Source organism: Sporomusa intestinalis, from assembly GCF_055383785.1.
Window position 1 is genome coordinate 2,375,190 of record NZ_AP042390.1, and the last position, 22,892, is coordinate 2,398,081.

General features: G+C 49.9%; 24 protein-coding genes. 22 read left to right on the forward strand and 2 right to left on the reverse strand.

Annotated features, from left to right (window positions below; genetic code table 11):
- The first annotated feature begins 142 nt into the window (after positions 1-142).
- Genes rsmD through ACZ481_RS10970 form a run of 3 tightly spaced genes read left to right on the forward strand, consistent with a single transcriptional unit; the run spans position 143 to position 1,726 of the window.
- Positions 143-718, forward strand: a complete 576-nt coding sequence (gene rsmD / locus ACZ481_RS10960) for a 16S rRNA (guanine(966)-N(2))-methyltransferase RsmD (protein WP_464770178.1) — start codon at positions 143-145, stop codon at positions 716-718.
- Positions 719-754: 36 nt separating this feature from the next.
- Complete coding sequence (gene coaD, locus ACZ481_RS10965) at positions 755-1,237, forward strand: pantetheine-phosphate adenylyltransferase (protein WP_464770179.1); 483 nt, start codon at positions 755-757, stop codon at positions 1,235-1,237.
- A 27-nt stretch (positions 1,238-1,264) separates the two neighbouring features.
- The gene (locus ACZ481_RS10970) at positions 1,265-1,726 is read left to right on the forward strand and encodes an ATP synthase subunit B family protein (protein ID WP_464770180.1); all 462 of its coding nucleotides are present in this window, start codon (positions 1,265-1,267) and stop codon (positions 1,724-1,726) included.
- A 96-nt stretch (positions 1,727-1,822) separates the two neighbouring features.
- Here ACZ481_RS10970 and ylbJ read toward each other — a convergent pair whose 3' ends face one another.
- Positions 1,823-3,073 carry a sporulation integral membrane protein YlbJ gene (ylbJ, locus tag ACZ481_RS10975; RefSeq protein ID WP_464770181.1) on the reverse strand — a complete coding sequence of 417 codons (1,251 nt, stop codon included), beginning with the start codon at positions 3,071-3,073 and terminating at the stop codon, positions 1,823-1,825.
- Positions 3,074-3,187: 114 nt separating this feature from the next.
- Here ylbJ and ACZ481_RS10980 point away from each other — a divergent pair, with 114 nt between their 5' ends.
- A complete protein-coding gene (locus ACZ481_RS10980; protein WP_464770182.1) occupies positions 3,188-4,012 on the forward strand; it encodes a patatin-like phospholipase family protein in 825 nt (274 codons plus the stop codon).
- Here ACZ481_RS10980 and ACZ481_RS10985 read toward each other — a convergent pair.
- A complete protein-coding gene (locus ACZ481_RS10985; protein WP_464770183.1) occupies positions 3,948-5,204 on the reverse strand; it encodes a nucleotidyltransferase in 1,257 nt (418 codons plus the stop codon). The two genes, ACZ481_RS10980 and ACZ481_RS10985, sit on opposite strands and share 65 nt — an antisense overlap.
- Positions 5,205-5,456: 252 nt before the next feature.
- On the opposite strand from ACZ481_RS10985, the gene ACZ481_RS10990 reads away from it, so the two are divergent.
- The 18 genes from ACZ481_RS10990 (at position 5,457) to ylxM (ending at position 22,889) form a co-directional block, all read left to right on the forward strand.
- The gene (locus tag ACZ481_RS10990) at positions 5,457-6,659 is read left to right on the forward strand and encodes an acetate/propionate family kinase (protein WP_464770184.1); all 1,203 of its coding nucleotides are present in this window, start codon (positions 5,457-5,459) and stop codon (positions 6,657-6,659) included.
- A gap of 147 nt (positions 6,660-6,806) precedes the next feature.
- Positions 6,807-7,319, forward strand: a complete 513-nt coding sequence (locus tag ACZ481_RS10995) for a YceD family protein (RefSeq protein ID WP_464770185.1) — start codon at positions 6,807-6,809, stop codon at positions 7,317-7,319.
- A 37-nt stretch (positions 7,320-7,356) separates the two neighbouring features.
- Positions 7,357-7,533 carry a 50S ribosomal protein L32 gene (gene rpmF, locus ACZ481_RS11000; protein WP_084575475.1) on the forward strand — a complete coding sequence of 59 codons (177 nt, stop codon included), beginning with the start codon at positions 7,357-7,359 and terminating at the stop codon, positions 7,531-7,533.
- 138 nt (positions 7,534-7,671) lie between these two features.
- Positions 7,672-8,241: a transcription factor FapR gene (fapR, locus tag ACZ481_RS11005; protein WP_464770186.1), complete on the forward strand. Its 570-nt coding sequence runs from the start codon at positions 7,672-7,674 to the stop codon at positions 8,239-8,241.
- Positions 8,242-8,299: 58 nt separating this feature from the next.
- Positions 8,300-9,328 carry a phosphate acyltransferase PlsX gene (plsX, locus tag ACZ481_RS11010; RefSeq protein ID WP_464770187.1) on the forward strand — a complete coding sequence of 343 codons (1,029 nt, stop codon included), beginning with the start codon at positions 8,300-8,302 and terminating at the stop codon, positions 9,326-9,328.
- Positions 9,318-10,331 carry a beta-ketoacyl-ACP synthase III gene (locus ACZ481_RS11015; RefSeq protein WP_464770188.1) on the forward strand — a complete coding sequence of 338 codons (1,014 nt, stop codon included), beginning with the start codon at positions 9,318-9,320 and terminating at the stop codon, positions 10,329-10,331. Before plsX ends, ACZ481_RS11015 begins: the two co-directional genes overlap by 11 nt.
- Positions 10,332-10,380: 49 nt before the next feature.
- Entirely contained in the window at positions 10,381-11,262 is an 882-nt protein-coding gene (locus ACZ481_RS11020; RefSeq protein WP_464770614.1) for a DUF561 domain-containing protein, read from the forward strand.
- A 31-nt stretch (positions 11,263-11,293) separates the two neighbouring features.
- Complete coding sequence (gene fabD / locus ACZ481_RS11025; protein WP_464770189.1) at positions 11,294-12,238, forward strand: ACP S-malonyltransferase; 945 nt, start codon at positions 11,294-11,296, stop codon at positions 12,236-12,238.
- Between the two features lies 1 nt (position 12,239).
- Positions 12,240-12,983, forward strand: a complete 744-nt coding sequence (gene fabG, locus ACZ481_RS11030; protein ID WP_464770190.1) for a 3-oxoacyl-[acyl-carrier-protein] reductase — start codon at positions 12,240-12,242, stop codon at positions 12,981-12,983.
- Between the two features lie 42 nt (positions 12,984-13,025).
- Positions 13,026-13,262, forward strand: a complete 237-nt coding sequence (locus tag ACZ481_RS11035) for an acyl carrier protein (protein WP_084575468.1) — start codon at positions 13,026-13,028, stop codon at positions 13,260-13,262.
- Positions 13,263-13,405: 143 nt separating this feature from the next.
- Positions 13,406-14,353, forward strand: coding sequence for an NAD(P)H-dependent flavin oxidoreductase (locus ACZ481_RS11040; RefSeq protein WP_464770191.1), 948 nt, complete (start codon positions 13,406-13,408; stop codon positions 14,351-14,353).
- A gap of 14 nt (positions 14,354-14,367) precedes the next feature.
- Complete coding sequence (gene fabF / locus ACZ481_RS11045; RefSeq protein WP_464770192.1) at positions 14,368-15,609, forward strand: beta-ketoacyl-ACP synthase II; 1,242 nt, start codon at positions 14,368-14,370, stop codon at positions 15,607-15,609.
- Positions 15,610-15,619: 10 nt separating this feature from the next.
- On the forward strand, positions 15,620-16,354 hold the full coding sequence (gene rnc, locus ACZ481_RS11050) for a ribonuclease III (RefSeq protein ID WP_464770193.1): 735 nt from the start codon (positions 15,620-15,622) through the stop codon (positions 16,352-16,354).
- Between the two features lie 43 nt (positions 16,355-16,397).
- Positions 16,398-17,459 (forward strand): elongator complex protein 3, encoded by a 1,062-nt coding sequence (locus tag ACZ481_RS11055; protein WP_464770194.1) that lies wholly within the window; start codon positions 16,398-16,400, stop codon positions 17,457-17,459.
- A gap of 85 nt (positions 17,460-17,544) precedes the next feature.
- The gene (locus ACZ481_RS11060) at positions 17,545-17,805 is read left to right on the forward strand and encodes a stage V sporulation protein S (RefSeq protein ID WP_464770195.1); all 261 of its coding nucleotides are present in this window, start codon (positions 17,545-17,547) and stop codon (positions 17,803-17,805) included.
- Between the two features lie 121 nt (positions 17,806-17,926).
- The gene (gene smc / locus ACZ481_RS11065; RefSeq protein ID WP_464770615.1) at positions 17,927-21,490 is read left to right on the forward strand and encodes a chromosome segregation protein SMC; all 3,564 of its coding nucleotides are present in this window, start codon (positions 17,927-17,929) and stop codon (positions 21,488-21,490) included.
- A gap of 32 nt (positions 21,491-21,522) precedes the next feature.
- On the forward strand, positions 21,523-22,440 hold the full coding sequence (ftsY, locus tag ACZ481_RS11070) for a signal recognition particle-docking protein FtsY (protein ID WP_464770196.1): 918 nt from the start codon (positions 21,523-21,525) through the stop codon (positions 22,438-22,440).
- Between the two features lie 80 nt (positions 22,441-22,520).
- The gene (ylxM, locus tag ACZ481_RS11075; RefSeq protein WP_464770197.1) at positions 22,521-22,889 is read left to right on the forward strand and encodes a YlxM family DNA-binding protein; all 369 of its coding nucleotides are present in this window, start codon (positions 22,521-22,523) and stop codon (positions 22,887-22,889) included.
- Positions 22,890-22,892: the final 3 nt, after the last annotated feature.

The window sequence follows — 22,892 nt, forward strand, 5'->3', positions numbered from 1 at the left end:
TCCGGTTATTTTTTGTTTGGGCAGGGATAAGACGGGAATAATATAGCAAGACATAATTTTTTTTAACAAAAAGTGCTACAGTTGTTCAAATGTGCTAAAATATTTATGTTAAACAGAATTTCGTCATCATTCGAGGTAAAGTATGCGGATTATAACCGGAATTGCCAAGGGCACCAGGCTTAAAACCCCAAAAGGTCTTGATGTGCGTCCCACTGCTGACCGGGTAAAAGAATCTATGTTCAGCATTCTGGCAAATCTAACATTACCGGCCGGCAAACAGGCACTCAATGGGGCAACAGTATTAGACTTATTTGCCGGTACGGGAAATTTGGGATTAGAGGCCCTGAGCAGGGGGGCAGCATTTGCGCTGTTTATTGATCATAGCCAGATAAGTCTTGCAGCCACCGAACAGAATATCAGCCGTGCCCGGTTGGGAGAGCGGGCGAAAGTCCAACGCGGAGATGCTGTTAAGGCTCTTGACAAGTTAACTCAGTCAGGGCAAACATTTACGCTTATATTCGTAGATCCTCCTTATAATCAGGGGCTGGTACACACGGTATTGTTAAAACTTGATACCAGCAGTGTGCTTGCCGGGGGAGGGCTTGTTGTTGTCGAACACTCTAAACATGAGCCGCTAAATACAGCGTGGCAAAATTTGCAGCTAATTCGAACTGAACGTTATGGAGAAACATTTGTGACTTTTTTTATGCGACCATAGGCGAGACCAATATTATGGCAACAGGAGGCAGTTAAGATGCGGATAGGGGTTTGCCCCGGCAGTTTTGATCCAGTCACCAATGGCCATCTGGATATATTTTCCCGGGCCAGTAAGATGTTTGATGTGCTTATTGTGGCGGTGTTTCATAACCCTAACAAAAAGCCGTTGTTTACTATGGAAGAACGGGTCGAAATGTTGCATATGGCGACAGATGATATACCCAATATTAAAGTTGACAGTTTTTCCGGCTTGCTGAATGATTATGTGCGCCGGCAGAACAGCAGTTTTATTGTCCGCGGCTTGCGGGCTTTAAGTGATTTTGAATACGAGTTTCAACGGGCCTTGCTTATTAAAAAAATTGATCCGGCTATGGAAACGATTTTTATGATGACCAGCAGCGAATATTCTTTTATCAGCTCGAGCGGTATCAAAGAGTTGGCCAAGTTTGGCGGGCCGATAACCGGATTAGTGCCTGTATGTCTGGAGGCTAGAATTATACAGAGAATTCGCGAAAGCTAAACTGGATTAATGGGAGGGAGAAGGGTTATGACGATTGAGAAATTATTAGACGACATGGAAACGCTGCTGGTCGAAGCAGCACGTGTTCCGTTTACCAACAAACGGGTCATTGAGGAAGATGATCTGGCCAGGTTTCTTGACGAGCTGCGGGAGCTATTGCCCAAAGAACTGGACGAGGCAAAACGGCTTCTTGCCGACCGTCAGCGAATACTGGACGATGCGCAAAGGGAAGCTCAAAATATTGTAGATCAGGCAAAATTGTATGTAGTGAAACTGACGGATGAGAATATTATTAATAAGCAGGCCCAGGAACAGGCCAATGAACTTGTGGGCCAGGCCCGCAAAACAGCCAAGGATTTGCAGATAGATGCAGTGATGTACGCGGATGAAGTGTTTAAGCATGTTACGGCCCATTTGGAGAAAACACTGGAGGTTGTCCGGCAGGGGCACCGCGATTTGCAGCAAAACAAGGGCAATCAGGGGAAATAAGCAAGGACCCGGCGGCTGGGGCCAAGTCCTTGGGGATGCCGGCGGAAGCCGCCTAGTGTTTGTTAATGTAATATGGCACAAAAGGAGCTTAGCTCCTTATCTTTTTACATAGACATAGATGCTTCTCGCCAAATGGACAGTAATGGACAGAACTAGCATAATACTAAGCAATAGCCCAATCTGGTAACCGACCTGTTCAATCCTGGTCAGCCACAGCCCCCAGTTGTTAGTATGGGCTACGCTCATGGCTACCGGGACTACAAACAGTTGGGCAATTGCCTGTCCGGGGCCCAGCAATTGCACGGTAATGATTGCCGCAAGAACGGCATGCAGCAGGCGGCCGATCATATAAGGTGCCATCCGGATACCTGATTCGATAACAATACTGGCTACCTGTCCATGAACGGAAAGGCCGCTCCAGGCAATAATCGCGCTGGCGATGGCAACCTTTTGCGCCAGCGGTGCCTCAGCCTGGCTGGCGGCAAGCGTGCCCAGGTCGAGTTCGAACAACCCGCTGACCAGAGACGGAGCCAGGCTGGTGCTGTAACCGATAACGCTCAACAGCGAGGCGAATACGCCGGTTAAAATATCCGTGACACCAACAACGGTCATGATCCGGATAAAAACTGAAAATACGATGATAAAGCCGCCTATCAGCATTATCGTATTCATGGAGGTTTTGACCGCGTCGCCCAGCAATTGCCCTATGGGGCGTTTATCCTCCTGGCGGGCATTATACAGGGCTCTGAAAGCACGGACAATAATATTGCCGCTTGCTGCCGGGGCATCCCGTGTATAACCGTCTCTGTTCCGGCCGTGGAACCGGAAAACAATTCCCACCAGGAAACTGGATAAATAATGGGCTAAGGCAATGGTTACTCCCAGTTCAGGCATGCCGAACATACCTACCGCCACAGCCCCGAACATAAACAGCGGATCGGCAGTATTGGTGAAAGACAGAAGTCGCTCGGCCTCCACCGCTGTGCACAGCTGGTTTTTGCGGAACCGGCAGGTGATTACGGCATCCATCGGATAGCCGGAGGCAAGGCCCATGGACATGGCAAAGGCGCCTACGCCAGGAACGTTGAATATCGGCCGCATGAGCGGCTCAAGCAAAACGCCGATAAAATGAACGACACCGATGCCCATGAGAATCTCCGATAAAATAAAAAAAGGCAGCAGGGAGGGGAAAACAACATTCCACCATAAATTTAAACCCATAATAGCTGAATCAAAAGCTTCTTTTGGATATGTTACCATAGCAATAGTTATAAATACCGTACAAAACGCCATACAATATGCCAATAATCGAGAACGATAGCGTCTGCCACTGCTCCAAATCCGCATATATTATCTCCTCCTCCAAGCCGTGCGGTTTGATAATATATATATTGGCAGGACAGAGGTAATATAACTAAAATACGGTTCGATGTGACTAGTTTATATTGGGGGGATAGCAGTTTGCAGCCGAAAATAGGTTTAGCTCTGGGTTCGGGTGGTTTGCGGGGAATTGCTCACGTCGGAGTTCTCAAAGTATTTGAAAAGCACAATATCCCGGTGGATTATATTGCCGGGTGCAGCATCGGCAGCCTGATTGGTGCTCTGTATGCGGCCGGGCTTGATGCCGAAACGATATTTAAACTGGCTAAGAATCTAAAAAAACGGCACTGGCTGGATTTCGTCATACCCCAGATGGGAATTGTTTCCGGCGAGCGGGCCCTGGCAACTATCCGCCTGTTAACCAAACAAAAAAAATTTGAAGACCTTGTACTGCCGCTGGCCGTGGTTGCTACGGAATTAAACAGCGGTCAGGAAGTCGTATTTACCCAGGGCGATGTGGCGAATGCTGTCCGGGCCAGTATTTCCGTGCCGGGTGTTTTTATTCCTTTTGCCATTGATGACAGGCTATTTGTCGACGGGGCTGTTTTAAATCCCACCCCGATTGATGTGGCCCGCAATATGGGCGCGGATATTGTTGTTGCTGTTGATTTGGCTCATGCCAGTACTGTGGGCAATATTAATAATATGTTTGATGTCATTATTCAAGCCATTGACATTATGGAAAGAGAGCTATGCAAGCACCGTCAGCAGCAGTGTGATATCATGATTCAGCCTGATGTGGGCAGTATGTCCCCCAGTTCATTCGAGACAATGGACGAATGCGCTATAGCCGGTGAACTGGCCGCAGAAGCGGTTATACCGGCGATTAAAACCCTGATAGCTAATTGGCAAGGTAATAGGGCGAAGTCTGATAATCCTGACCGCCTGCTCTCCCTTGGCAGCTAGGATAGCCTAAAACATACAGGTCTGTGGCCTTAATATCATAAGCTAACATGGCCTGCAGCGGGGTCAGGTCATTGCTTTGCCGCTGTTTACTGGTAAGGAAGCGGGTGGTTTTGGTTATTACCGGTATTGTGCCGTGGCTGTCAATCGCCCGCAGCAGCACCCGTCCCTTCCGGTTAAATGCCAGGATACGGGCATACAGGGGGCCGGCCTGGTCAAAACCGGCGAGCGTGGTTTTGGTTGTCCCCAGGAGGGCGTGCATCATAATCCGCTGTAAACGGGTTAAGGGGTAACGCTTACTTTTAACAAGGGACAGCAACTCCTGCAGGGTTGACGCTTTCCGGGCAGAATCACTTATTTTGTTGTGTAATCCCTCGCTTACATCAGGCAATGCGGCTACTTCCCCCAGGTGCATTGACCGGAGTCTGGCCAGGACGATATTGCTGAACGCGTCACAGGTGACCGGAGCACGGCCGGCGGCAATCAGCGCGTTAATTTGGACGGCGTTGGCTGCCGGAAGGGCCTGCCAGGCGCTACTGCCCGGCGGCAGCAAGCTGTTTTGCGCAATTGCCGCCCTGATGGCGGTAGCACTGGCGATGGTTGAAGTAATAACAGTATCGTGATAAGCTGCTGAACAGCGCTGGATGACAAGGGGAACCAACCGGGGTGCGTAATTGAAAATGGCCCGCAGGTATTCAATGGCCAGGATATTGTTGGGGGAATGGATTAACCCCGGTTCAATACCGGCCGTTTCGGCCAGGGCCAGGGCTAAGCCGGCGGCATAGGTCCGGCCTGTCTTCAGTTTCTGGCGTAAGCTGTTACCGGTGGCGCCGGCCGATAAGGCCTTGGCGGCGGCTGTAAGGGCTGGCAAATCGGCAGATTCAGCGCCGAAACAAATATGGCTGACCACTCCCAGGCGGCTGAGAAGCTGAATGCCGCCGGTTGCGAAGTATTGGGCACTGCGTACGGCAAAGGCTGTGGGCAGCTCAATGACTAAATCAACGCCGGCATTTACTGCCATCGCTGCCCGCGACCATTTGTCGGTTATGGCCGGTTCGCCGCGCTGCAGAAAATTCCCACTCATTATGGCAATAGCAAATTCTGCCCCGGCTATTCGTTTCGCCTCGGTTAGATGCCATAAATGGCCGTTATGAAAAGGATTGTATTCAACGATCATGCCTATTGCTGTATTCATTAACAATTCACCCCTGTTTATTTTACAATAATTATTCTATTTGTGAAATTTTTTATTAAATAATTTTGGCAGATGAAGGGAAAATAAGTCAGGTGTCGAAAAGATAAAATTTGTTGGATAATAAGTTGACGCTATTGGATCCAGTGGTCTGTCCACTCTGAAATCATAATTACTCACGGGTCTTTTACGCTTTCAAAGTAGACAGACCGCTGCCACACCAATACATATTAAAGAAACAGGGAGGATTTTGTTGTGAAAGTTTTAGTTGTTAACTGCGGAAGTTCCTCAATCAAGTACCAGCTGGTCAATATGCAGGATGAGTCTGTTTTAGCAAAAGGCCTGGTTGAACGTATCGGTCTGGAAGGAGCCGTGTTAACCCATCAGCCGGAAGGGAAAAATAAAGTAATTATTAATGCCGATATTACTAACCATAGTATTGGCATTAAGCTTGTTATCGAAGCACTTACCGATGCCGGACATGGCGTAATTGCCAGCATGAAGGAAATTGCCGCCGTTGGCCACCGGGTTGTGCATGGCGGGGAAAAATTCGCCGATTCGGTATTGATTACGCCGGCGGTTATGACGGTTCTGGAAGAGTGTATTGAGATGGCGCCGCTGCATAACCCCCCTAATATTATGGGGATCAATGCCTGTGACGAAATTATGCCGGGCATTCCCCAGGTAGCTGTTTTTGACACCGCCTTTCATCAAACAATGCCCAAACATGCCTTTTTGTATGCACTGCCGTATGAAGCCTACGAAAAATACGGCATCAGAAGGTACGGCTTCCACGGCACTTCCCATAAGTATGTTTCGCAGCAGGCAGCAGAGCTTATGGGCGAGCATGTGACCAACCTGCGCATCATTACCTGTCATCTGGGCAATGGCGCAAGCATTGCCGCCATTAAGCATGGTAAGTGCATTGATACCAGCATGGGCTTTACCCCGCTGGAAGGTCTTGTCATGGGTACCCGTTCCGGCGGTATTGATCCTGCCATTATTCCGTTTTTAATGAAGAAAGAAAATATGACGACAGACCAGGTTGATAATTACCTGAACAAAAAATCCGGTGTACTTGGTGTTTCCGGTGTGTCAAGCGATTTCCGGGACATTGAGAACGCTGCCAATTCCGGTAATGAGCGTTCTGAACTGGCCCTGGAGATGTTTGCCTATAGAGTGCGCAAATTTATCGGCTCCTACGTTGCCGCTATGGGCGGGGTTGATGCCATTGTGTTTACCGCCGGTCTTGGCGAAAACTCTATCAGCATGCGGGATAAAATCTCTAATGGCCTTGAATATCTTGGTACCCGTATTGATCCTGATAGAAATAATGTCCGCGGCCAAGCACAGGAAATCAGTGTGGAAGGGGCTAAGGTTAAAATCTTTGTCATTCCCACTAATGAAGAATTGGTTATTGCCCGCGATACAAGAGCAATCTGCGGCAATCTTGCATAACCTTTTTACCGGCTTCGCATGACAGGCAGGGATGCCAGTACCTTGCGTCACCTAAATCTTAAGTGACGCAAGGTACAGTTCCCTGCTTTTCTTATTGCCTTGACAAACCTCCGGCGGGTAGCTATAATAGATGAAGGTTGGTGGAAAATGATGAAAATTAATGTATCCCAGTTAAAAAAAAATCCAGGGAGCACGCAAGCCTTTTCCTTTGCAACATCAGCCGGAGAGCTGGGTCTTGACCAGCAGGAAGTTTGGTCTGAGCATCTGACGGTTGATGGCTCTATTACCAATAAAGGCCTGATTTATGAGGTGAGCGGAGAAATCCGGGCTACATTACATCAATGCTGCAGCCGTTGCCTGGAAGACACGGTTACATCGCTTACGATTGCATTCAGTGAGGAATATAAAGAGGCTGTGCCTGAGGCAGGCAATGGCTTGTCGCAGGAAATCAATTATTTTAACGGTGACGAAATCGATATCGCCGAGTTAGTCCGTGAGAATCTTTTGCTGGCCGAGCCGATTAAACTTGTTTGCAGTGAAAACTGCCGGGGGTTATGCCCGGAGTGCGGCGTCAATTTAAACACCAATACCTGCGGCTGCAACCCGGTGAAAGTGGATCCGCGGCTTGCGGTTTTGGAAAAACTCCTGGGTAAGGACTGAAAATGGCAGGTCAATGTTGTTAAGGAGGTGGAAATAAATGGCAGTACCTAAGCGCAAAATGTCTAAAGCCCGCCGTGACAAGCGTCGTGCTAACTGGAAACTTACTATCCCGGGGTTGGTGGAATGCCCCCAGTGTCATGAAAAGAAAATGCCTCACCGTGTATGTCCTGATTGTGGTCATTATAATGGTAAAGTTGTGGTTGCAGCAGAATAAAAAAATAGTGAGTGAGCAAGATAAAAGGCAATTAAAATTTTATCTTGCTCACTTTTTTGCTTGCAATCCTGGTAGTAACTAGCTATAATTAATGCTATCAATTGGTAATATAACTTACTGATAAAACTAGGTGATGTAATGGCGCGAGTTCAAAAAAAAATAAGACAGGAACAGCTAAAAGAGAAGCTATTAACCACTCCGTTTTTAACAGACGAGGAACTGGCAGCTTATTTGCGGGTTAGTGTGCAGACAATCCGCCTTGACCGGCTGGAGCTTGGGATACCTGAACTCAGAGAGCGGACCAAGCAGATGGCCGAAGAGGCGCAAAATAAGCTGAAAACAATTGCCAGTACGGATGTTGTCGGTGAACTGATAGATCTTGAATTAGGTAAAACCGGCATATCACTCATGACAGTAACCTCAGACATGGTATTTGAAAAGAACAAAGTAGCCCGCGGACACTATATTTTTGCCCAGGCCAATTCTTTGGCACTGGCAATTATTGATGCGCCGGTGGCTGTAACCGGGGTCGCCAATATAAAGTATAAGATTGCTGTTCATGAGGGGGATAAACTGGTCTCCCGGGCTGAGGTTATTAAAAAAAGAGGCAATAAATATTTTATTTGGGTTAAAACTAGGAATGATAGTCAGGAAGTGTTCCGGGCTAAGTTTATTATGGTGTCATTGGAGCCTGATTTGCATAAATAACAAAAGCGGTAATAGATATTGATTATTTATTTATTGGTTTTGTGAAAGGAGATATTGAATGAAGGTTGCCGTTGATGCTATGGGCGGAGATTATGCACCTGATGAGATTGTTCTGGGTGCGTTACAAGCGGCCAAAGAGTACACCGAAGAAAACCTTGAGATTGTTTTAGTCGGCGACCAAGCTCAAATTGCTCAATCACTTGACCGCCTTGGTGATTGGAAAAGTTTCAATATTACGATACATCACGCCAGTGAAGTTATAGATATGCATGAGTCGCCCGGGGCTGCTGTCCGCAAAAAAAAGGATGCCTCCGTAGTTGTCGCCACCAGCCTGGTCAAAGAGGGGCAGTGCGATGTGGCGATATGCGCCGGCAGTACCGGGGCGGCGGTAGCTGCCGCACTGCTTGGTCTGGGGCGCATAAAAGGGATTGAACGCCCGGCAATAGCCACGCCGATGCCGAATCTCACCGGCACAACGGTGCTTGTGGATTCCGGTGCCCAGGTTGACAGCAAGCCGAAACATCTGGTGCAAAATGCGATTATGGGTGCCATTTATGCCGAGTATGTGCTGAATATTCCCAGGCCGAGGGTAGGCCTTTTAAATATTGGTGAAGAAGAAAGCAAAGGCAATGAGCAGGTACTTGCCACGTATCCCCTGCTCAAGCAGCTGAGTACAGTGAACTTTATCGGTAATGTGGAAGGCCGGGATATTCCCAAGGGATCAGTAGATGTTGTTGTTTGCGACGGCTTTGTGGGCAATATTGTTTTAAAACTGGGGGAAGGGCTGGCCGGAGCTATTTTGCAGTTAGTAAAAGACGCAATCAAGAGCAGCGGTTTTTGGACAAAAATGGCGTCCATGTTTGTATTGCCGGCTTTGCGGGGCCTTAAGAAGAAGCTTGACTATGCTGAATATGGCGGAGCGCCCCTGTTAGGTGTAAACGGCGGTTTTATTATCTGCCATGGCAGTTCCCGGGCCAAGGCGATTAAAAATGCCATCAGGGTTGCTAAAGAATTTGCCGAACAGAATGTTGTCGCCCAGATCCGTGAAAACATTGCTAAGGAGGGGGTTGTAACCAATGAAGAATAAAGCAGTAGGCATTATTGGTATCGGCACATATGTTCCGGAAAAGATAATGACGAATAAAGAGCTAGAGAGCATAGTAGAAACCTCTGACGAATGGATTGCCGAGAGGACTGGCATTCGGGAACGGCGTATTGCGGATCCGAGCCAGGCAACCTCTGATTTAGCCAGCCAGGCAGCGCAAAAAGCACTGGCCGATGCCGGTGTGTCGGCTGAAGAAATTGATCTTATCATTGTTGCTACGGCGACGCCGGATATGCTGTTCCCTTCAGTCGCCTGCCTTGTACAGGCCAACATTAAGGCTGTCAGGGCGGCCGCGTTTGATTTGGCGGCAGGCTGTTCCGGGTTTGTTTACGGGATGGTAGCCGGCAGTCAGTTTATTCAGGCCGGTTTATATAAGAAAGTACTGGTTATCGGTGCCGAGACACTTTCCAAGATACTGGACTGGAGCGATCGCAACACCTGTGTTTTGTTTGGCGACGGTGCCGGTGCCGTGGTATTGGCGGAAACAACAGCAGGCTGTGGTATTTTGTCAGCTCACCTGGGCGCCGACGGCGCTGGCGGCGATCTGCTCAAACTGCCGGCCGGCGGCTCGCGCAATCCGGCAACAACTGATACAATTTCTCAAAAAATGCACTTTGTCCATATGAATGGCAATGAGGTGTTTAAGTTCGCAGTTAAAGTTATGGGCGAGGCTGCTGTCAAGGCCCTGGAGGATGCCGGCCTTACTGCCGGCGATGTCGATTGCCTCATTCCCCACCAGGCCAACATCCGGATTATTCAGTCAGCGGCCAAGCGTCTCAAACTGCCGTTAGACAAGGTTATGGTTAATGTTGATAAATACGGCAATACTTCAGCCGCATCGATACCGATTGCGCTTGACGAAGCGGTACACAGCGGTAAAATAAAACAGGGCGAGGTTGTTGTCCTGGTTGGTTTTGGTGCTGGTTTAACCTGGGCCTCGGCTGTTATAAAATGGTGCAAGGAGGCCGAAACTATTGTTAAATAGCAAACTCTGCCAGCTGTTAAATATTCAATATCCTATTTTGCAGGGAGGCATGGCCTGGGTAGCTACGGCAGAATTAGCTGCCGCCGTCTCCAATGCGGGAGGGCTGGGCCTTATCGGCGCCGGCCATATGCCGCCTGCTGCACTCAAAGCAGAAATTATCAAGGCTAAGAGTTTGACAGACAAACCGTTTGGCGTCAATATCATGCTGATGTCACCCTTTGTTAAAGAGGTTATGCAGGTCGTCATTGATGAGCGGGTAGCGGTGGTTACTACCGGTGCCGGCAATCCGGGGGAATATATTCCGGCCTTAAAAGCGATTGGGACCAAAGTGATTCCGGTAGTGGCCTCGGTAGCCCTGGCCAGGCGCTTGGAGCGCGTCGGCATTGATGCGATTATTGCCGAAGGTATGGAAAGCGGCGGCCATGTCGGCGAAGTGACAACAATGACCCTGGTGCCGCTGGTGGCTGATGCGGTTCGCGTGCCGGTCATTGCGGCCGGTGGCATCGGGGATGCCCGTGGGGTAATGGCTGCGCTGGCTTTAGGCGCTCAGGGCGTGCAAATCGGAACCCTGTTTGCCGCCTCGGTGGAATGCACGGCTCATCCCAACTATAAAGCGGCCATTGTCAAAGCCAAAGAACGTTCAACCATTGTAAACGGTATTTCCACAGGGCACCCGGTCCGGGTTATTGCCAATAAACTCACCCGCGATTTTGCCGAATTGGAAAAGAACGGCGCCACCAGTGAAGAACTGGACCGGCTGGGAGTCGGTAAGCTAAAAGCGGCTGTCCGTGACGGCGATGTCGATTATGGCTCCGTTATGGCCGGACAGATCGCCGGCATGATCACCGCAATTCGTCCGGTTGATGAAATCATGCAGGATATTGTGCAGAATATTCCCCGGGTCTTTGCGGAACTCTCGCAAAAAATGTAAATAGGCAATATATACATAAGGAGGGAAAGAAATGGGAAAACTTGCTTTTGTTTTTCCTGGACAGGGCTCTCAAGCCGTAGGCATGGGAAAAGATCTGTATGAAAAATATGACGCAGTCCAGGCTATTTTCCAGTCGGCTGATGAAGCGCTCGGTTTTTCAATTACCGATTTGTGTTTTAACGGTCCGGAGGAAGAGCTTAAAAAGACCTATAACACGCAGCCGGCCATCCTGACTGTCAGTGTGGCCTGTTATGAAGTCCTAAAGCTTCACGGCATTAAGCCCGATATCGTCGCCGGCCACAGCCTGGGCGAATATTCGGCGCTGGTTGCCGCCGGCTCGCTCGCTTTCCGCGATGCGGTGCAGCTGGTAAGAAAACGCGGGCAGTTTATGCAGGCGGCGGTGCCGCTGGGCGAAGGCAGCATGGCGGCGATTATGGGGCTTGACCGGGCCAAGGTTGTTGAAATCTGCCAGCAGGTAGAGGCTGAGGGGGGCGCCGTGCAGGCCGTAAATTTCAACTGCCCCGGCCAGATTGTTATTGCCGGCACCACGCAGGCAGTGGAGAAGGCGAATGAGCTGTTAAAGGCTGCCGGGGCCAAACGGGCCATTTTATTACCTGTAAGCGCTCCTTTTCACAGCACGCTGATGCAGCCGGCAGCGCAAAAACTGAGCACTGAACTGGAAAAAGTCAATATTAAGGAGGCCGCGATCCCGGTAGTAGCGAATGTGGATGGGAACCCAGTGACGCAAGGCGGAGCTATCAAGGCCTCGCTGGTAAAACAGGCCGCCAGTCCGGTATTGTGGGAAGATTGCGTGGCCCAGATTGCCGGCCAGGGCGTAACTACGTTTATCGAGGTCGGCCCGGGCAAGGTTCTCACCGGCTTTACCAAGAAAATAGCCAAAGAGATGGAAACATTAAATATTGAAGATACGGCTTCTTTAGAAAAAATCCTTGATTATTTTAAGGAGGTTCGCTAAAATGCATTTAGATGGACATGTGGCAATTGTTACCGGCGCATCCAGAGGCATTGGCCGGGCGATTGCTATTGCGCTGGCCAATGTGGGGGCCAAGGTGGTCATTAATTATGCCGGCAACGCGGCCTTGGCGGAAGAGGTGCGTCAAGCCATTGTCGACAAGGGCGGCGCCGCAATCACTGTCCAGGCGGACGTAGCCGATGCACAAGCCGTGGATAACCTGGTAAACAAAACTGTCGAGACTTATGGCAAAATCGATATCCTGGTTAACAATGCCGGCATAACCCGTGACACACTGCTGATGCGAATGAAAGACGAAGATTGGGATGCTGTGATAAATACCAATCTAAAAGGGGTATTCTATTGTACTAAGGCAGTGTCCAAAATTATGATGAAGCAAAGAAGCGGTAAAATCATCAATATGACTTCCGTTGTCGGGCTGATGGGCAACGCCGGACAGGCAAATTATGCCGCCGCCAAGGCCGGGGTCATTGGCTTTACCAAATCAATGGCCAAGGAATTGGCCTCACGGGGTATCACGGTCAATGCTATTGCGCCAGGCTTTATTGCCACCGATATGACACATGGTCTGTCTGAGCAGGTAAAAAGTGATTTAGCCACCAAGATTCCTCTCAGCCGTCTGGGGACAGCTGAAGACGTGGCTGCCGCCGCTGTGTTTTTGGCAACAGATTCGGCAAGTTATATTACCGGGCAGACTTTAAATGTTGACGGTGGTATGGTAATGTAATAGATGACTCCAAAATGCCTTGGAAGGAGGTGAACACCCATCATGACAACTTTTGACAAGGTTAAAGAAATCGTTGTTGAACAGCTCGGCGTTGATGAAGCGGACGTGGCTATGAATTCTACTTTCATTGACGATCTCGGCGCTGATTCGCTGGATATTGTTGAATTGATTATGGCCTTTGAAGAGGAATTCAGCATCGAAATTCCGGACGAAATAGCTGAAAAAATTAAAACAGTAAAAGACGCTGTGGAGTACATAGACAAGGAAAAACAGGCGTAATTTAACGTTTTGCCGTCATCGGAGTGAGACATTACCTTTTGGTAGAAGAAGAAAGTCCCGTGGAAACTTTTTTCGCGGGACTTTCTTAAAGGTAATGATTTGCAGTAGCTTATGGTAGGGTTATTGATTGGAGGAGTTGTTACTTGAAACTTCCGGAGCTTAAAATTGGCCAACTTGTTGCTAAGATTCCTATTATCCAGGGGGGCATGGCGATAAGACTTTCAACTGCCCGCTTGGCGGCAGCAGTGGCTGAAGCTGGCGGTATCGGACTTATTGCAGCATCTGGCATGGGCTTTGAGGAATTGCGTCACGAAATTCGTCTGGCCCGTAGCTTAACTAAAGGTATAGTTGGTATAAACATTATGGTGGCGGCCAGAGAGTTCGCCCGTTATGTTAATACGGCCATTGATGAAGGAATTGATTTGGTAGTTGCAGGAGCCGGATTTTCTCGTGACGTATTTCCGCTGGGAAAAAAGTCTGGTACTCCAATCGTACCTATTGTATCATCGGTTAAAGCCGCTAAAATTTCGGAAAAGCTGGGTGCCGCCGCCATCATTGTCGAAGGTAAGGAAGCCGGCGGACATCTGGGGACCGACCAGCCTTTGCATGCAGTCCTGCCGGATATTAAAAAGGCGGTTAGCATTCCAGTGATTGGCGCCGGCGGAATCATGTCCGGCCGGGATATCGTTGCAGTCATGAAGCTTGGGGCTGACGGCGTGCAAATGGGAACAAGATTTGCTGCCAGTGAGGAGTCTAATGCGGCTCCGGCCCTAAAAGAATTTTATCTTAAGGCTAAACATGAAGATGTGGTCTTAATTAAGAGTCCCGTAGGCTTACCGGGACGGGCAATAAAAAATCCTTTTGCTAAGAAAATTCTTGAGTGTACCACAGAGGGCCCAAAAACCTGTGTTGCCTGTTTAAAACATTGTGAACAGAATTTTTGTATTATCAATGCGCTTATTCGGGCTCAACAGGGGGATGTTGATACCGGGCTGGTATTTACCGGTGAGTATATTCATAAAATAGATGAAATCCTACCTGTCAAAGAAATTTTTGCACGGCTTCTAAAAGAAGTTGAAGAAATAAACTAGTGAGGTGACCTTTTTTGAAAAAACGCGTTGTAATTACAGGACTAGGAGCGATCACACCTATCGGTATTGGCACCGGAAACTTTTGGCAGGCGTTGATTGCCGGTAAATCAGGCATTGACCGCATTAGCCGTTTTGATCCCAGTGAATATACGACCCAGATTGCCGGCGAGGTCAAAGGCTTTGAACCGGCCCAATATATTGATAAAAAAGAAGCCAAGCGGATGGACCGTTGCACTCAGTTTGCAATTGCCGCCGCTAAAATGGCGTTCGAAGACTCCGGTATTGTATTAGATCAGGAAGACCGCAGCCGGATAGGAACGTTAATCGGCACCGGTATTGGTGGCATCGATACACTGCATGACCAGTACAAAACCTTGTTTGACAAAGGGCCGGGCCGTATCAGTCCATTTTTTGTGCCGATGATGATTGCCAATATGCCTGCTGGTCAAACCTCCATCACTTTTGGCCTCCAGGGACCCTGCAGCTGTGTGGTTACTGCCTGCGCAACAGGCACCAACGCGATTGGCGACGCCTTTAAAATCATCCAGCGCGGCGATGCGGATGTTATGGTGGCCGGCGGGACGGAAGCAGCTGTTTCACCGGCGGCTGTGGCCGGCTTCTGCGCGATGAAAGCCATGTCCACCCAAAATGACGAGCCGCAAAAAGCTTCGCGCCCCTTCGATAAAGACCGCAGCGGCTTTGTTATGGGAGAAGGCGCCGGCATTGTTATTATGGAAACACTGGAGCATGCGTTAGCCCGGGGGGCAAAAATTTATGCGGAAATTATCGGCTATGGCTTTAATGCTGACGCCTATCATATTACAGCCCCGGCGCCGGAAGGGGCCCAGGCGGCAAAATGCATGGCAATGGCTCTTAACGATGCCGGCATTGAGCCGGCAGAAGTGGATTATATTAATGCTCACGGCACCTCAACGCCGCTAAATGACAAAAATGAGACCCTGGCGATCAAATCCCTGTTTGGCGCCCATGCGCAAAAGCTTAAAATCAGTTCGATAAAGTCTATGACCGGACACCTGTTAGGGGCCGCCGGCGGTATTGAAGCAATTGCCACTGTGCTTACCATAACCAATGGTATTATTCCGCCGACGATTAATCTGGAGATCCAAGATCCTGAACTCGACCTGGATTATGTGCCAAATAAAGCACAGGAGCATGTTGTACATGTGGCCCTTTCGAACTCCTTTGGCTTCGGCGGGCACAATGCAACCATCCTGGTGAAAAAGTACCAGGCGTAAACTGCCCGCGATGAAAGAATCCAAAGGGTTTCCTGATAGCACTCGCCTCCAGGCATTAGCCGAGTTATGCCGCAGGCTGGGAGTGACCTTTAATGATTATAAGCTGCTGCACCAGGCTCTGACCCATACTTCCTATGCTAATGAAACCAAAGGCGCTAATGTCAGGCACAACGAGCGACTGGAGTTTTTAGGCGATGCCGTTTTAGATTTGATTATCAGTTCTTATTTATTCAGTCAGTGTCCCCACTTGCCAGAAGGTGAACTTACAAAAGCCCGGGCCCAGGTCGTGTGCGAACAAACCCTGGCTAAACGGGCGCTGGCATTGGGGATTGGCGAATATCTGCTGCTGGGTAAAGGGGAGGCGCTGTCAGGCGGGCGGGAACGCATATCGATTCTCGCTGATGCGTTTGAGGCCATTATTGGGGCCGTCTATCTTGATGGTGGCTTTAAAAGTGCTGCCCGCTATGTGTTGAACCAATTGAAATCAGAACTGACTCTGGTTGAAGGCGGCGACTATTTTAAAGACTATAAAACCTGGCTGCAGGAAATCGTGCAAAAAAATAACGATAGCAAAATTGCTTATGAAGTAATTAACGAACGCGGCCCTGACCACGACAAGTCTTTTGAGGTTGCTGTTGTTGTTAACAATGAACGCATGGGAACCGGCTGGGGGAAAAGCAAGAAAGAAGCGGAACAGCAGGCAGCCAGACAGGCACTGGTAAAGTTTGGCACAATAAACGAATAAGCTGAGCAGGGCGGCCCAAGGGCCGTCCTTTCTGTATAGGAGCATGATGAAACATTACATTATACCGATATTTATTCCTCATTTGGGGTGCCGTCATCAATGCAGCTTTTGCAACCAGCAAAGTATAACCGGCCGGCCAACCCCTGTTACTGCCAGGCAGGTAAAAACAATCATTGCCGACAGGCTGGCCGGAGTTAATCAGCAACGGCAGGTTGAGGTAGCTTTCTATGGCGGCAGCTTTACTGCTTTGCCGGAGGCGGTACAAAATGAATTGCTGGCCCCGGCTACGGAAGCCCTTGGGCACGGGCATATTCAGGGGATTCGCCTGTCCACCAGGCCTGATTGCATCAATGAACGTATTGTCCATAATCTGATTCAGCACGGCGTAACCACTGTGGAGCTAGGTGTTCAGTCCCTTGACGACGCTGTGCTGGCGGCTGCAGCCCGGGGGCATGACGGCAAGTCTGTCGAGCAGGCTGTAAGCCTGTTAAAGCAGACTGCTTTACGCTGCGGCCTGCAGTTTATGCCCGGCTTGCCAGGTGAGGACTGGCTGAGCTTACTTAAGACTGTGCGGCATGCCCTGGCACTTGCGCCTGATTTTGTCCGCATTTACCCGGCGGTGGTTATTCAGGGCACCCCGCTGGCCGGGCTTTATCTACAGGGGGATTATCAGCCGCTTTCCCTGACGCAGGCGACAGTGCGTTCAGCCTATATGAAACTTGTTTTCGAGCGCCGCGGCATTGCTGTTATCCGGGTTGGCTTGCAGGCTTCAGCAGAGCTTGACAGTGAGGGGGCTGTTCTGGCCGGGCCTTATCATCCGGCCTTTGGCGAGCTGGTGGAGGCCCATATTTTTTATCTAATGCTGGCCGCCTTTGTCGAACAGGATATCGCCGGTTGCCGGGAGCATTTGCTTATACGCCATCATCCGCAGGACTGTTCTAAAGTCAGAGGGCACGGTAATAACAATATTACCGGTTTGCAGCAGGCTTATCCTATTGGCCAGATTACCCTGCAGGCAGATACTTTCGTCCCCCGGGGCACGCTTTTGTTTGTTCGTGGTGGACAAGACTATCTGTTTAACAAAAATATGATAAATTCGATTTAAAAATCATGTAAAAGAAGGAATTTTTAGGAAATAAGCAGAATACCTTTATAGCATAGGCCCTGAATTCAAAGGAGGAGAGCGAAAAATGGAAGTGCTGAAAGTATCTGCACAATCAAATCCTAAATCCGTAGCAGGCGCTCTGGCGGCAGTTTTGCGCGATCGTGGCAGCGCAGAGGTGCAGGCAGTAGGTGCAGGGGCGGTTAATCAGGCTATCAAGGCTATTGCGATTTCACGTGGTTTTGTCGCTCCCAATGGCATTGATTTGATTACCATACCGGCTTTTGCGGAGATTAGCATTGACGGGGAAGAACGTACCGCCATTAGATTCATTGTTGAGCCCCGTTAATTATGTGATCTAATGGAAAAGAAGCCTGTTGGCATATGCGGCAGGCTTTTTTATATTTGCTTGAATTATTGTGCCAGCCCGTGGTAAAATTTTGATTGACCTAAATATACAGGTGAGGGTGATGCTTGTGTTGCTGCGCAGACTAGAGGCCTATGGCTTTAAATCATTTGCCGAAAAAACAGAGTTGGAGTTTGGCCAGGGAATAACAGCAATTGTCGGTCCAAACGGCAGCGGTAAAAGCAATATTTCCGATGCCATTCGCTGGGCCCTGGGCGAGCAGAGCCTGCGGACTTTGCGCGGCACCAAACTGGAAGATGTTATTTTTGTAGGCAGTGCCAACCGCCGGCCGCTGGGAGTGGCCGAGGTATCATTAGTATTTGATAACAGTGACGGGCGGCTGCCGTTAGACTTCAGTGAGGTGACCATCACCAGACGCGTATTTAGATCAGGCGACAGTGAATATTATATTAACAAAACGCCTTGCCGGCTTAAGGATATCCATGATATTCTGGCTGACACCGGGCTGGGCCGCGAGTCAATGACAGTGATCGGGCAGAACAAGGTTGACGAAATTTTAAGCAGCAAGCCTGAGGAACGGCGGCTCTTGTTTGAAGAGGCCGCCGGTATAACCAAATATAAACAACGTAAACGGGAAGCCCTGCGCAAGCTCGATGACACCGAACAAAATCTCATCCGGGTCAGGGATATTACCTCCGAGCTGGAAAGCCAGCTGGAGCCGTTACAGGAAAGCGCCGCCCGGACCGATACTTTCAATAAACTGAAGGCTGAGCTTGTGGCCTGTCAGGTTACGGTACTGCTGGAACGTCTGGGCAAGGCAGAACGGCTGGTGGCAAGCGCCACCCTGGAGCAGACCCGTTTAACAGACGGCAGTATTGCCGCCCAAACCCGGTTAACCTCAACGGAAACAGAAAAGGAATCACTGGTGCTGCAGGCGGCTCAAACTGATGCGCAAATTGCGCATACTGATAAAGAGATCAATGATATCGCAACAGAAATAGAACGGCTTGACAGCCGGCACGGGATACTGAGTGAACGAATAGAGCAAGGCTGTAAGGCAAAACTGCGGCTCGACGAGGCTGGCCTGCGGCTCGGAACGGAGCGGAAAGCGGCAGGGGAAAAGCTGGCCGAACTGCAAAGCAGTCTGGATAGTAAACACCGGCAGTTGCTTGGCATTCAGCAGGAGATAACAGATAAAAGCCTGCGCAATGATCAGCTTACGGCCAGTATCAGACAGGTCGAACAGCAGTTAGCCACCGGCCAGGAAATGACATTTGATCATTTGCAGCAGTTGGTTAATGAACGCAACAACCTGAATATACAGGAGCGCGACCTGACGGCCTTAGCTGCCCGGGCGAATAAACTCAAGACAGAATACGCCAATTACAGCCAGCTGCAGGACGAGGTTAATACCAGGAAAGCGGAACTGCAGCAGGAATTGCAGCTGCTTGCTGCCGCCCAGCAAGCCTTAAAACAAGAAACGGCGGTTTTGCGGCAGGACATAGTTCCCCTGGAGAAGCGTTTTCAAGCAGCAGCCGCCAAAGAACAGCAACTGCTCGGTACTGTGCAGGAAACCACCTCCCGTATCAATGTCCTGACAAGCATGCAATATGAATTGGAAGGCTTCGGCCGGGCGATAAAAGGGATACTGAAAAGCCGCCATGCCTGGCGTAACGGCATCTGTGGCGCTGTTGCCCAGCTACTATCAGTCCCCGATAAATATGTCAATGCCATTGAGGTGGCCCTGGGCGGGGCGCAGCAGCATCTTGTAACTGACACAGAGCAAACAGCCAAGCAGGCTATTGCTTTTTTAAAGGCGCAGAATCTCGGTCGGGCAACGTTTTTACCTTTAAACACAATCAGATTAACAAGACCCAGAGAGGCTGAACTGCTGGCTGCCGGTCAGCCAGGCGCACTTGGTTTTGCCGCAGATGTGGTTGCTGCTGACGAGCGGTACCGGCCGGTAATTAATTATCTGTTAGGGCGGATCATTATTGCGGAAACCATTGACGCGGCGCTGGCCATTGCCCGCAGCGGCGGTTTTTCGTTCCGTATTGTTACGCTTGACGGTGAAATTATTAATCCCGGGGGATCGCTGACAGGCGGCAGTGTGGCCAGAAAGGACGCCAGCTTTATGGCCAGAAATAACGAAATTGAGGTACTGAAGCAGAAAGTGGCAGTTTTGCAGCAGCAAAGGCTGGCCTCTGAACAGGAAAAAACAGCTTTAGAGAGGGCGATTGCCGGGATTCATTCTAACATTGCCGGGCTTGAGGCCAAAGCCGGCGAGGACGAGCTTCGCCAGGCTGAATTGACGATTTATATAGACAAGGCCGGCTCTGATGCCGACAGATATGAACTGGAGCTGGCAACAATAAGGGCGGAGATGACTGAGTGCGAGCAGGGAATCAGTCAGTGCCGGCAGCACATTACAGACGGCCAAGCGGCCCTTGCCTTACTGGAAAACCGGGAAAGCAGTCATAAATCCCAGGTTGCAGACTGGCAAAAGGAACTGCAGGCAGTTAAAGCTGAACAGCAGGCTGCAGTGGAAGAATTGACAGACGCCAAAATCAGGTTGAGTGTCGTCAACCAGGAGATAGCGGGTACCTGTTCGGCCTGTGAACAGTACAAGCAGACAATTACGGCCCTGGACGATGACCTTGCCCGCCTGCAGGCAGAAGAAAACCAGCTGCAGGCTGAGATCGGACAAGCCCGGACCGAACTTGGTTCCGTAGCCGGGCGCAAAGACAAGCTGCAGGCGGCCAAAGGCCGGTTAGCAGAAGTACGCCAGGTCCATTATGCCGCAAAACTGGAATTACTGGCCAATACCCAGAAGCTGGATAAAGAGATAAAAGAGCTGCGCCGGCAAAGCAACGATTTGCAGGCCCGCCTGCACGAAACAGAGCTGCTCATAACAAAATACAGCTATGAAGCCGCCAAGTGCAGCGAGCAGATTACCGGGCAAATGGCCCTAACGCTGGAAGCGGCGAGGGCTTTGCAGAAATCCGAGTCGATTGAGCAATTAATGCAAATGATAACCCGTATGGAAAGTCAAATTACGGCGCTGGGACCAATCAATCCGGCAGCTATTGATGAACACCGGCGGGTGCAGGAACGGTATGATTTCCTGCAGGCGCAGTCCCATGATTTACTCCAGGCCAAAGACTATTTGACAGCAGTGCTGAAAGACATTGATTCTACCATGGCGCGTCAGTTTAACGCCGCGTTTAAAGCGATAAGCCAGTATTTCGGCGAGGTTTTTGTCCGTTTGTTTGGCGGCGGCCGGGCAGAGCTTGCCTTGCTGGAGCCAGGCAATATCCTGGAGACCGGCATCGATATTATTGTACAGCCGCCGGGCAAGAAATTGCAGAACCTGGCCCTGTTATCAGGCGGCGAGCGGGCCCTTACCGTAATCGCCCTGTTATTTGCCATATTAACCTACAGGCCGGCCCCTTTTTGTGTAGTGGATGAAATTGACGCCGCGCTTGATGAAGCCAATGTTCAGCGCTTTAGTGAATTTTTGCGGGATTACGCGCAAAGCACCCAGTTTATTGTTGTGACTCACCGCAAAGGGACGATGGAAGCTGCCGGTGTCCTCCACGGTGTTACCATGGAGGAGTCCGGCATATCCAGGCTGATTTCGGTGAAGTTTATGGATAAAGCCGGGTAATAAATAAATGAAAATGGTTGGAGGACTGAAGGATGGGTTTTTTTGATAAATTAAAGGCAGGCCTGGAAAAAACCAGAAAGAGTTTTACTGAAAAAATCGAACAGCTGGTGACTGGCTACGCCACCATTGATGATGAATTTCTTGATGATGTGGAGGCCGTATTGTTATCCGCCGATGTGGGGGTGTCGACCACAGCCAGATTGATGACCGAAATCCGCAATGGCATTAAAAATAAAGAGATTAATTCGCCTGACGATTTAAAGCCTTTTTTACAAACAAAAATCAGTGCCATGCTGGTAGGCAAAACCGCCGCGGCGCCGCTTGCTCATCAGCCGCCGGTGGTCATGCTGATTGTTGGCGTAAACGGTGTCGGCAAAACAACCACAATTGGCAAATTAGCCAATTATTATCACGAAGCGGGAAAAAAAGTTCTCATTGCCGCTGCTGATACCTTCCGGGCGGCGGCCATCGACCAGCTTGAGATCTGGGGCCAGCGCACCGGTACGGAAGTGATCAAGCATGCCGAAGGCTCCGATCCTGCGGCTGTGGCTTTTGATGCCGTCCAGGCCGGAAAAGCCCGGAAAGCGGATATCATCATCATCGATACCGCCGGCCGCCTGCATACTAAATCAAACCTGATGGAAGAGTTAAAAAAGATAAACAGGGTGATTGCCAAAGAAATCCCGGCAGCGCCGCACGAGACGTTATTGGTCCTTGACGCCACTACCGGGCAAAATGCAATTAACCAGGCCAAGCTGTTTGGTGATGCGGTGGCGTTATCGGGGGTCGTGCTTACTAAATTAGACGGGACGGCCAAAGGCGGGGTTGTAATCGCAATTAATAATGAGCTTAGCTTACCTGTTAAATGGGTAGGGGTGGGTGAAGGCGTAAATGACCTCCGGCCCTTTGATGCGGCTGAGTTTGCCGGCGCCTTGTTTGCCGACAAGTAATTTTACTTGACATGCCATGGTGTTTTCGCTATAATCAGTGGTGTAAAGGAATTTACCTTGTCACTTAAGCAGGTGAATGTATGGAACGCACGCTCAATAAAGTGCTGCGGGTAGGGCAGCTTTACGACTTTTATAACGCGCTGCTAACTGATAAACAGCGGGACTGCCTGAATATGCATTATCTGCAGGACCTGTCACTGGCGGAAATAGCTGATGAATTTGGTGTATCCCGCCAGGCTGTGCATGACATCCTGCGACGGGCTGAACAAACCTTAGAGGAATACGAAAGAAAACTTGGCTTAGCTGCCCGGTATAGCGAGGAACGCAGGCTGATTGCCGAGGTTATCAGCAGCCTGGGGCAGCTGCCGCTTGCCATACGGAACCGGCCTGAAATGAGTCAGGCCCTGAGGCAATTACATTCATTGCTGGAAGACACCCGGGAGGTGTGACAT

What these genes read in the sequence shown, in the direction of transcription:
- ACZ481_RS10995 (WP_464770185.1), top strand. Translation starts at nt 6,807, where the DNA reads ATGATGAAAATTAATGTATCCCAGTTAAAAAAAAATCCAGGGAGCACG.
- smc (WP_464770615.1), top strand. Translation starts at nt 17,927, where the DNA reads ATGCTTGTGTTGCTGCGCAGACTAGAGGCCTATGGCTTTAAATCATTT.
- ACZ481_RS11060 (WP_464770195.1), top strand. Translation starts at nt 17,545, where the DNA reads ATGGAAGTGCTGAAAGTATCTGCACAATCAAATCCTAAATCCGTAGCA.
- ylxM (WP_464770197.1), top strand. Translation starts at nt 22,521, where the DNA reads ATGGAACGCACGCTCAATAAAGTGCTGCGGGTAGGGCAGCTTTACGAC.
- ACZ481_RS11035 (WP_084575468.1), top strand. Translation starts at nt 13,026, where the DNA reads ATGACAACTTTTGACAAGGTTAAAGAAATCGTTGTTGAACAGCTCGGC.
- fabD (WP_464770189.1), top strand. Translation starts at nt 11,294, where the DNA reads ATGGGAAAACTTGCTTTTGTTTTTCCTGGACAGGGCTCTCAAGCCGTA.
- rnc (WP_464770193.1), top strand. Translation starts at nt 15,620, where the DNA reads ATGAAAGAATCCAAAGGGTTTCCTGATAGCACTCGCCTCCAGGCATTA.
- ftsY (WP_464770196.1), top strand. Translation starts at nt 21,523, where the DNA reads ATGGGTTTTTTTGATAAATTAAAGGCAGGCCTGGAAAAAACCAGAAAG.
- plsX (WP_464770187.1), top strand. Translation starts at nt 8,300, where the DNA reads ATGAAGGTTGCCGTTGATGCTATGGGCGGAGATTATGCACCTGATGAG.
- rsmD (WP_464770178.1), top strand. Translation starts at nt 143, where the DNA reads ATGCGGATTATAACCGGAATTGCCAAGGGCACCAGGCTTAAAACCCCA.
- ACZ481_RS11020 (WP_464770614.1), top strand. Translation starts at nt 10,381, where the DNA reads ATGGCCTGGGTAGCTACGGCAGAATTAGCTGCCGCCGTCTCCAATGCG.
- ylbJ (WP_464770181.1), bottom strand. Translation starts at nt 3,073, where the DNA reads ATGCGGATTTGGAGCAGTGGCAGACGCTATCGTTCTCGATTATTGGCA.
- ACZ481_RS11055 (WP_464770194.1), top strand. Translation starts at nt 16,398, where the DNA reads ATGATGAAACATTACATTATACCGATATTTATTCCTCATTTGGGGTGC.
- ACZ481_RS11015 (WP_464770188.1), top strand. Translation starts at nt 9,318, where the DNA reads ATGAAGAATAAAGCAGTAGGCATTATTGGTATCGGCACATATGTTCCG.
- coaD (WP_464770179.1), top strand. Translation starts at nt 755, where the DNA reads ATGCGGATAGGGGTTTGCCCCGGCAGTTTTGATCCAGTCACCAATGGC.
- rpmF (WP_084575475.1), top strand. Translation starts at nt 7,357, where the DNA reads ATGGCAGTACCTAAGCGCAAAATGTCTAAAGCCCGCCGTGACAAGCGT.
- fabG (WP_464770190.1), top strand. Translation starts at nt 12,240, where the DNA reads ATGCATTTAGATGGACATGTGGCAATTGTTACCGGCGCATCCAGAGGC.
- ACZ481_RS10985 (WP_464770183.1), bottom strand. Translation starts at nt 5,204, where the DNA reads ATGAATACAGCAATAGGCATGATCGTTGAATACAATCCTTTTCATAAC.
- ACZ481_RS10970 (WP_464770180.1), top strand. Translation starts at nt 1,265, where the DNA reads ATGACGATTGAGAAATTATTAGACGACATGGAAACGCTGCTGGTCGAA.
- fapR (WP_464770186.1), top strand. Translation starts at nt 7,672, where the DNA reads ATGGCGCGAGTTCAAAAAAAAATAAGACAGGAACAGCTAAAAGAGAAG.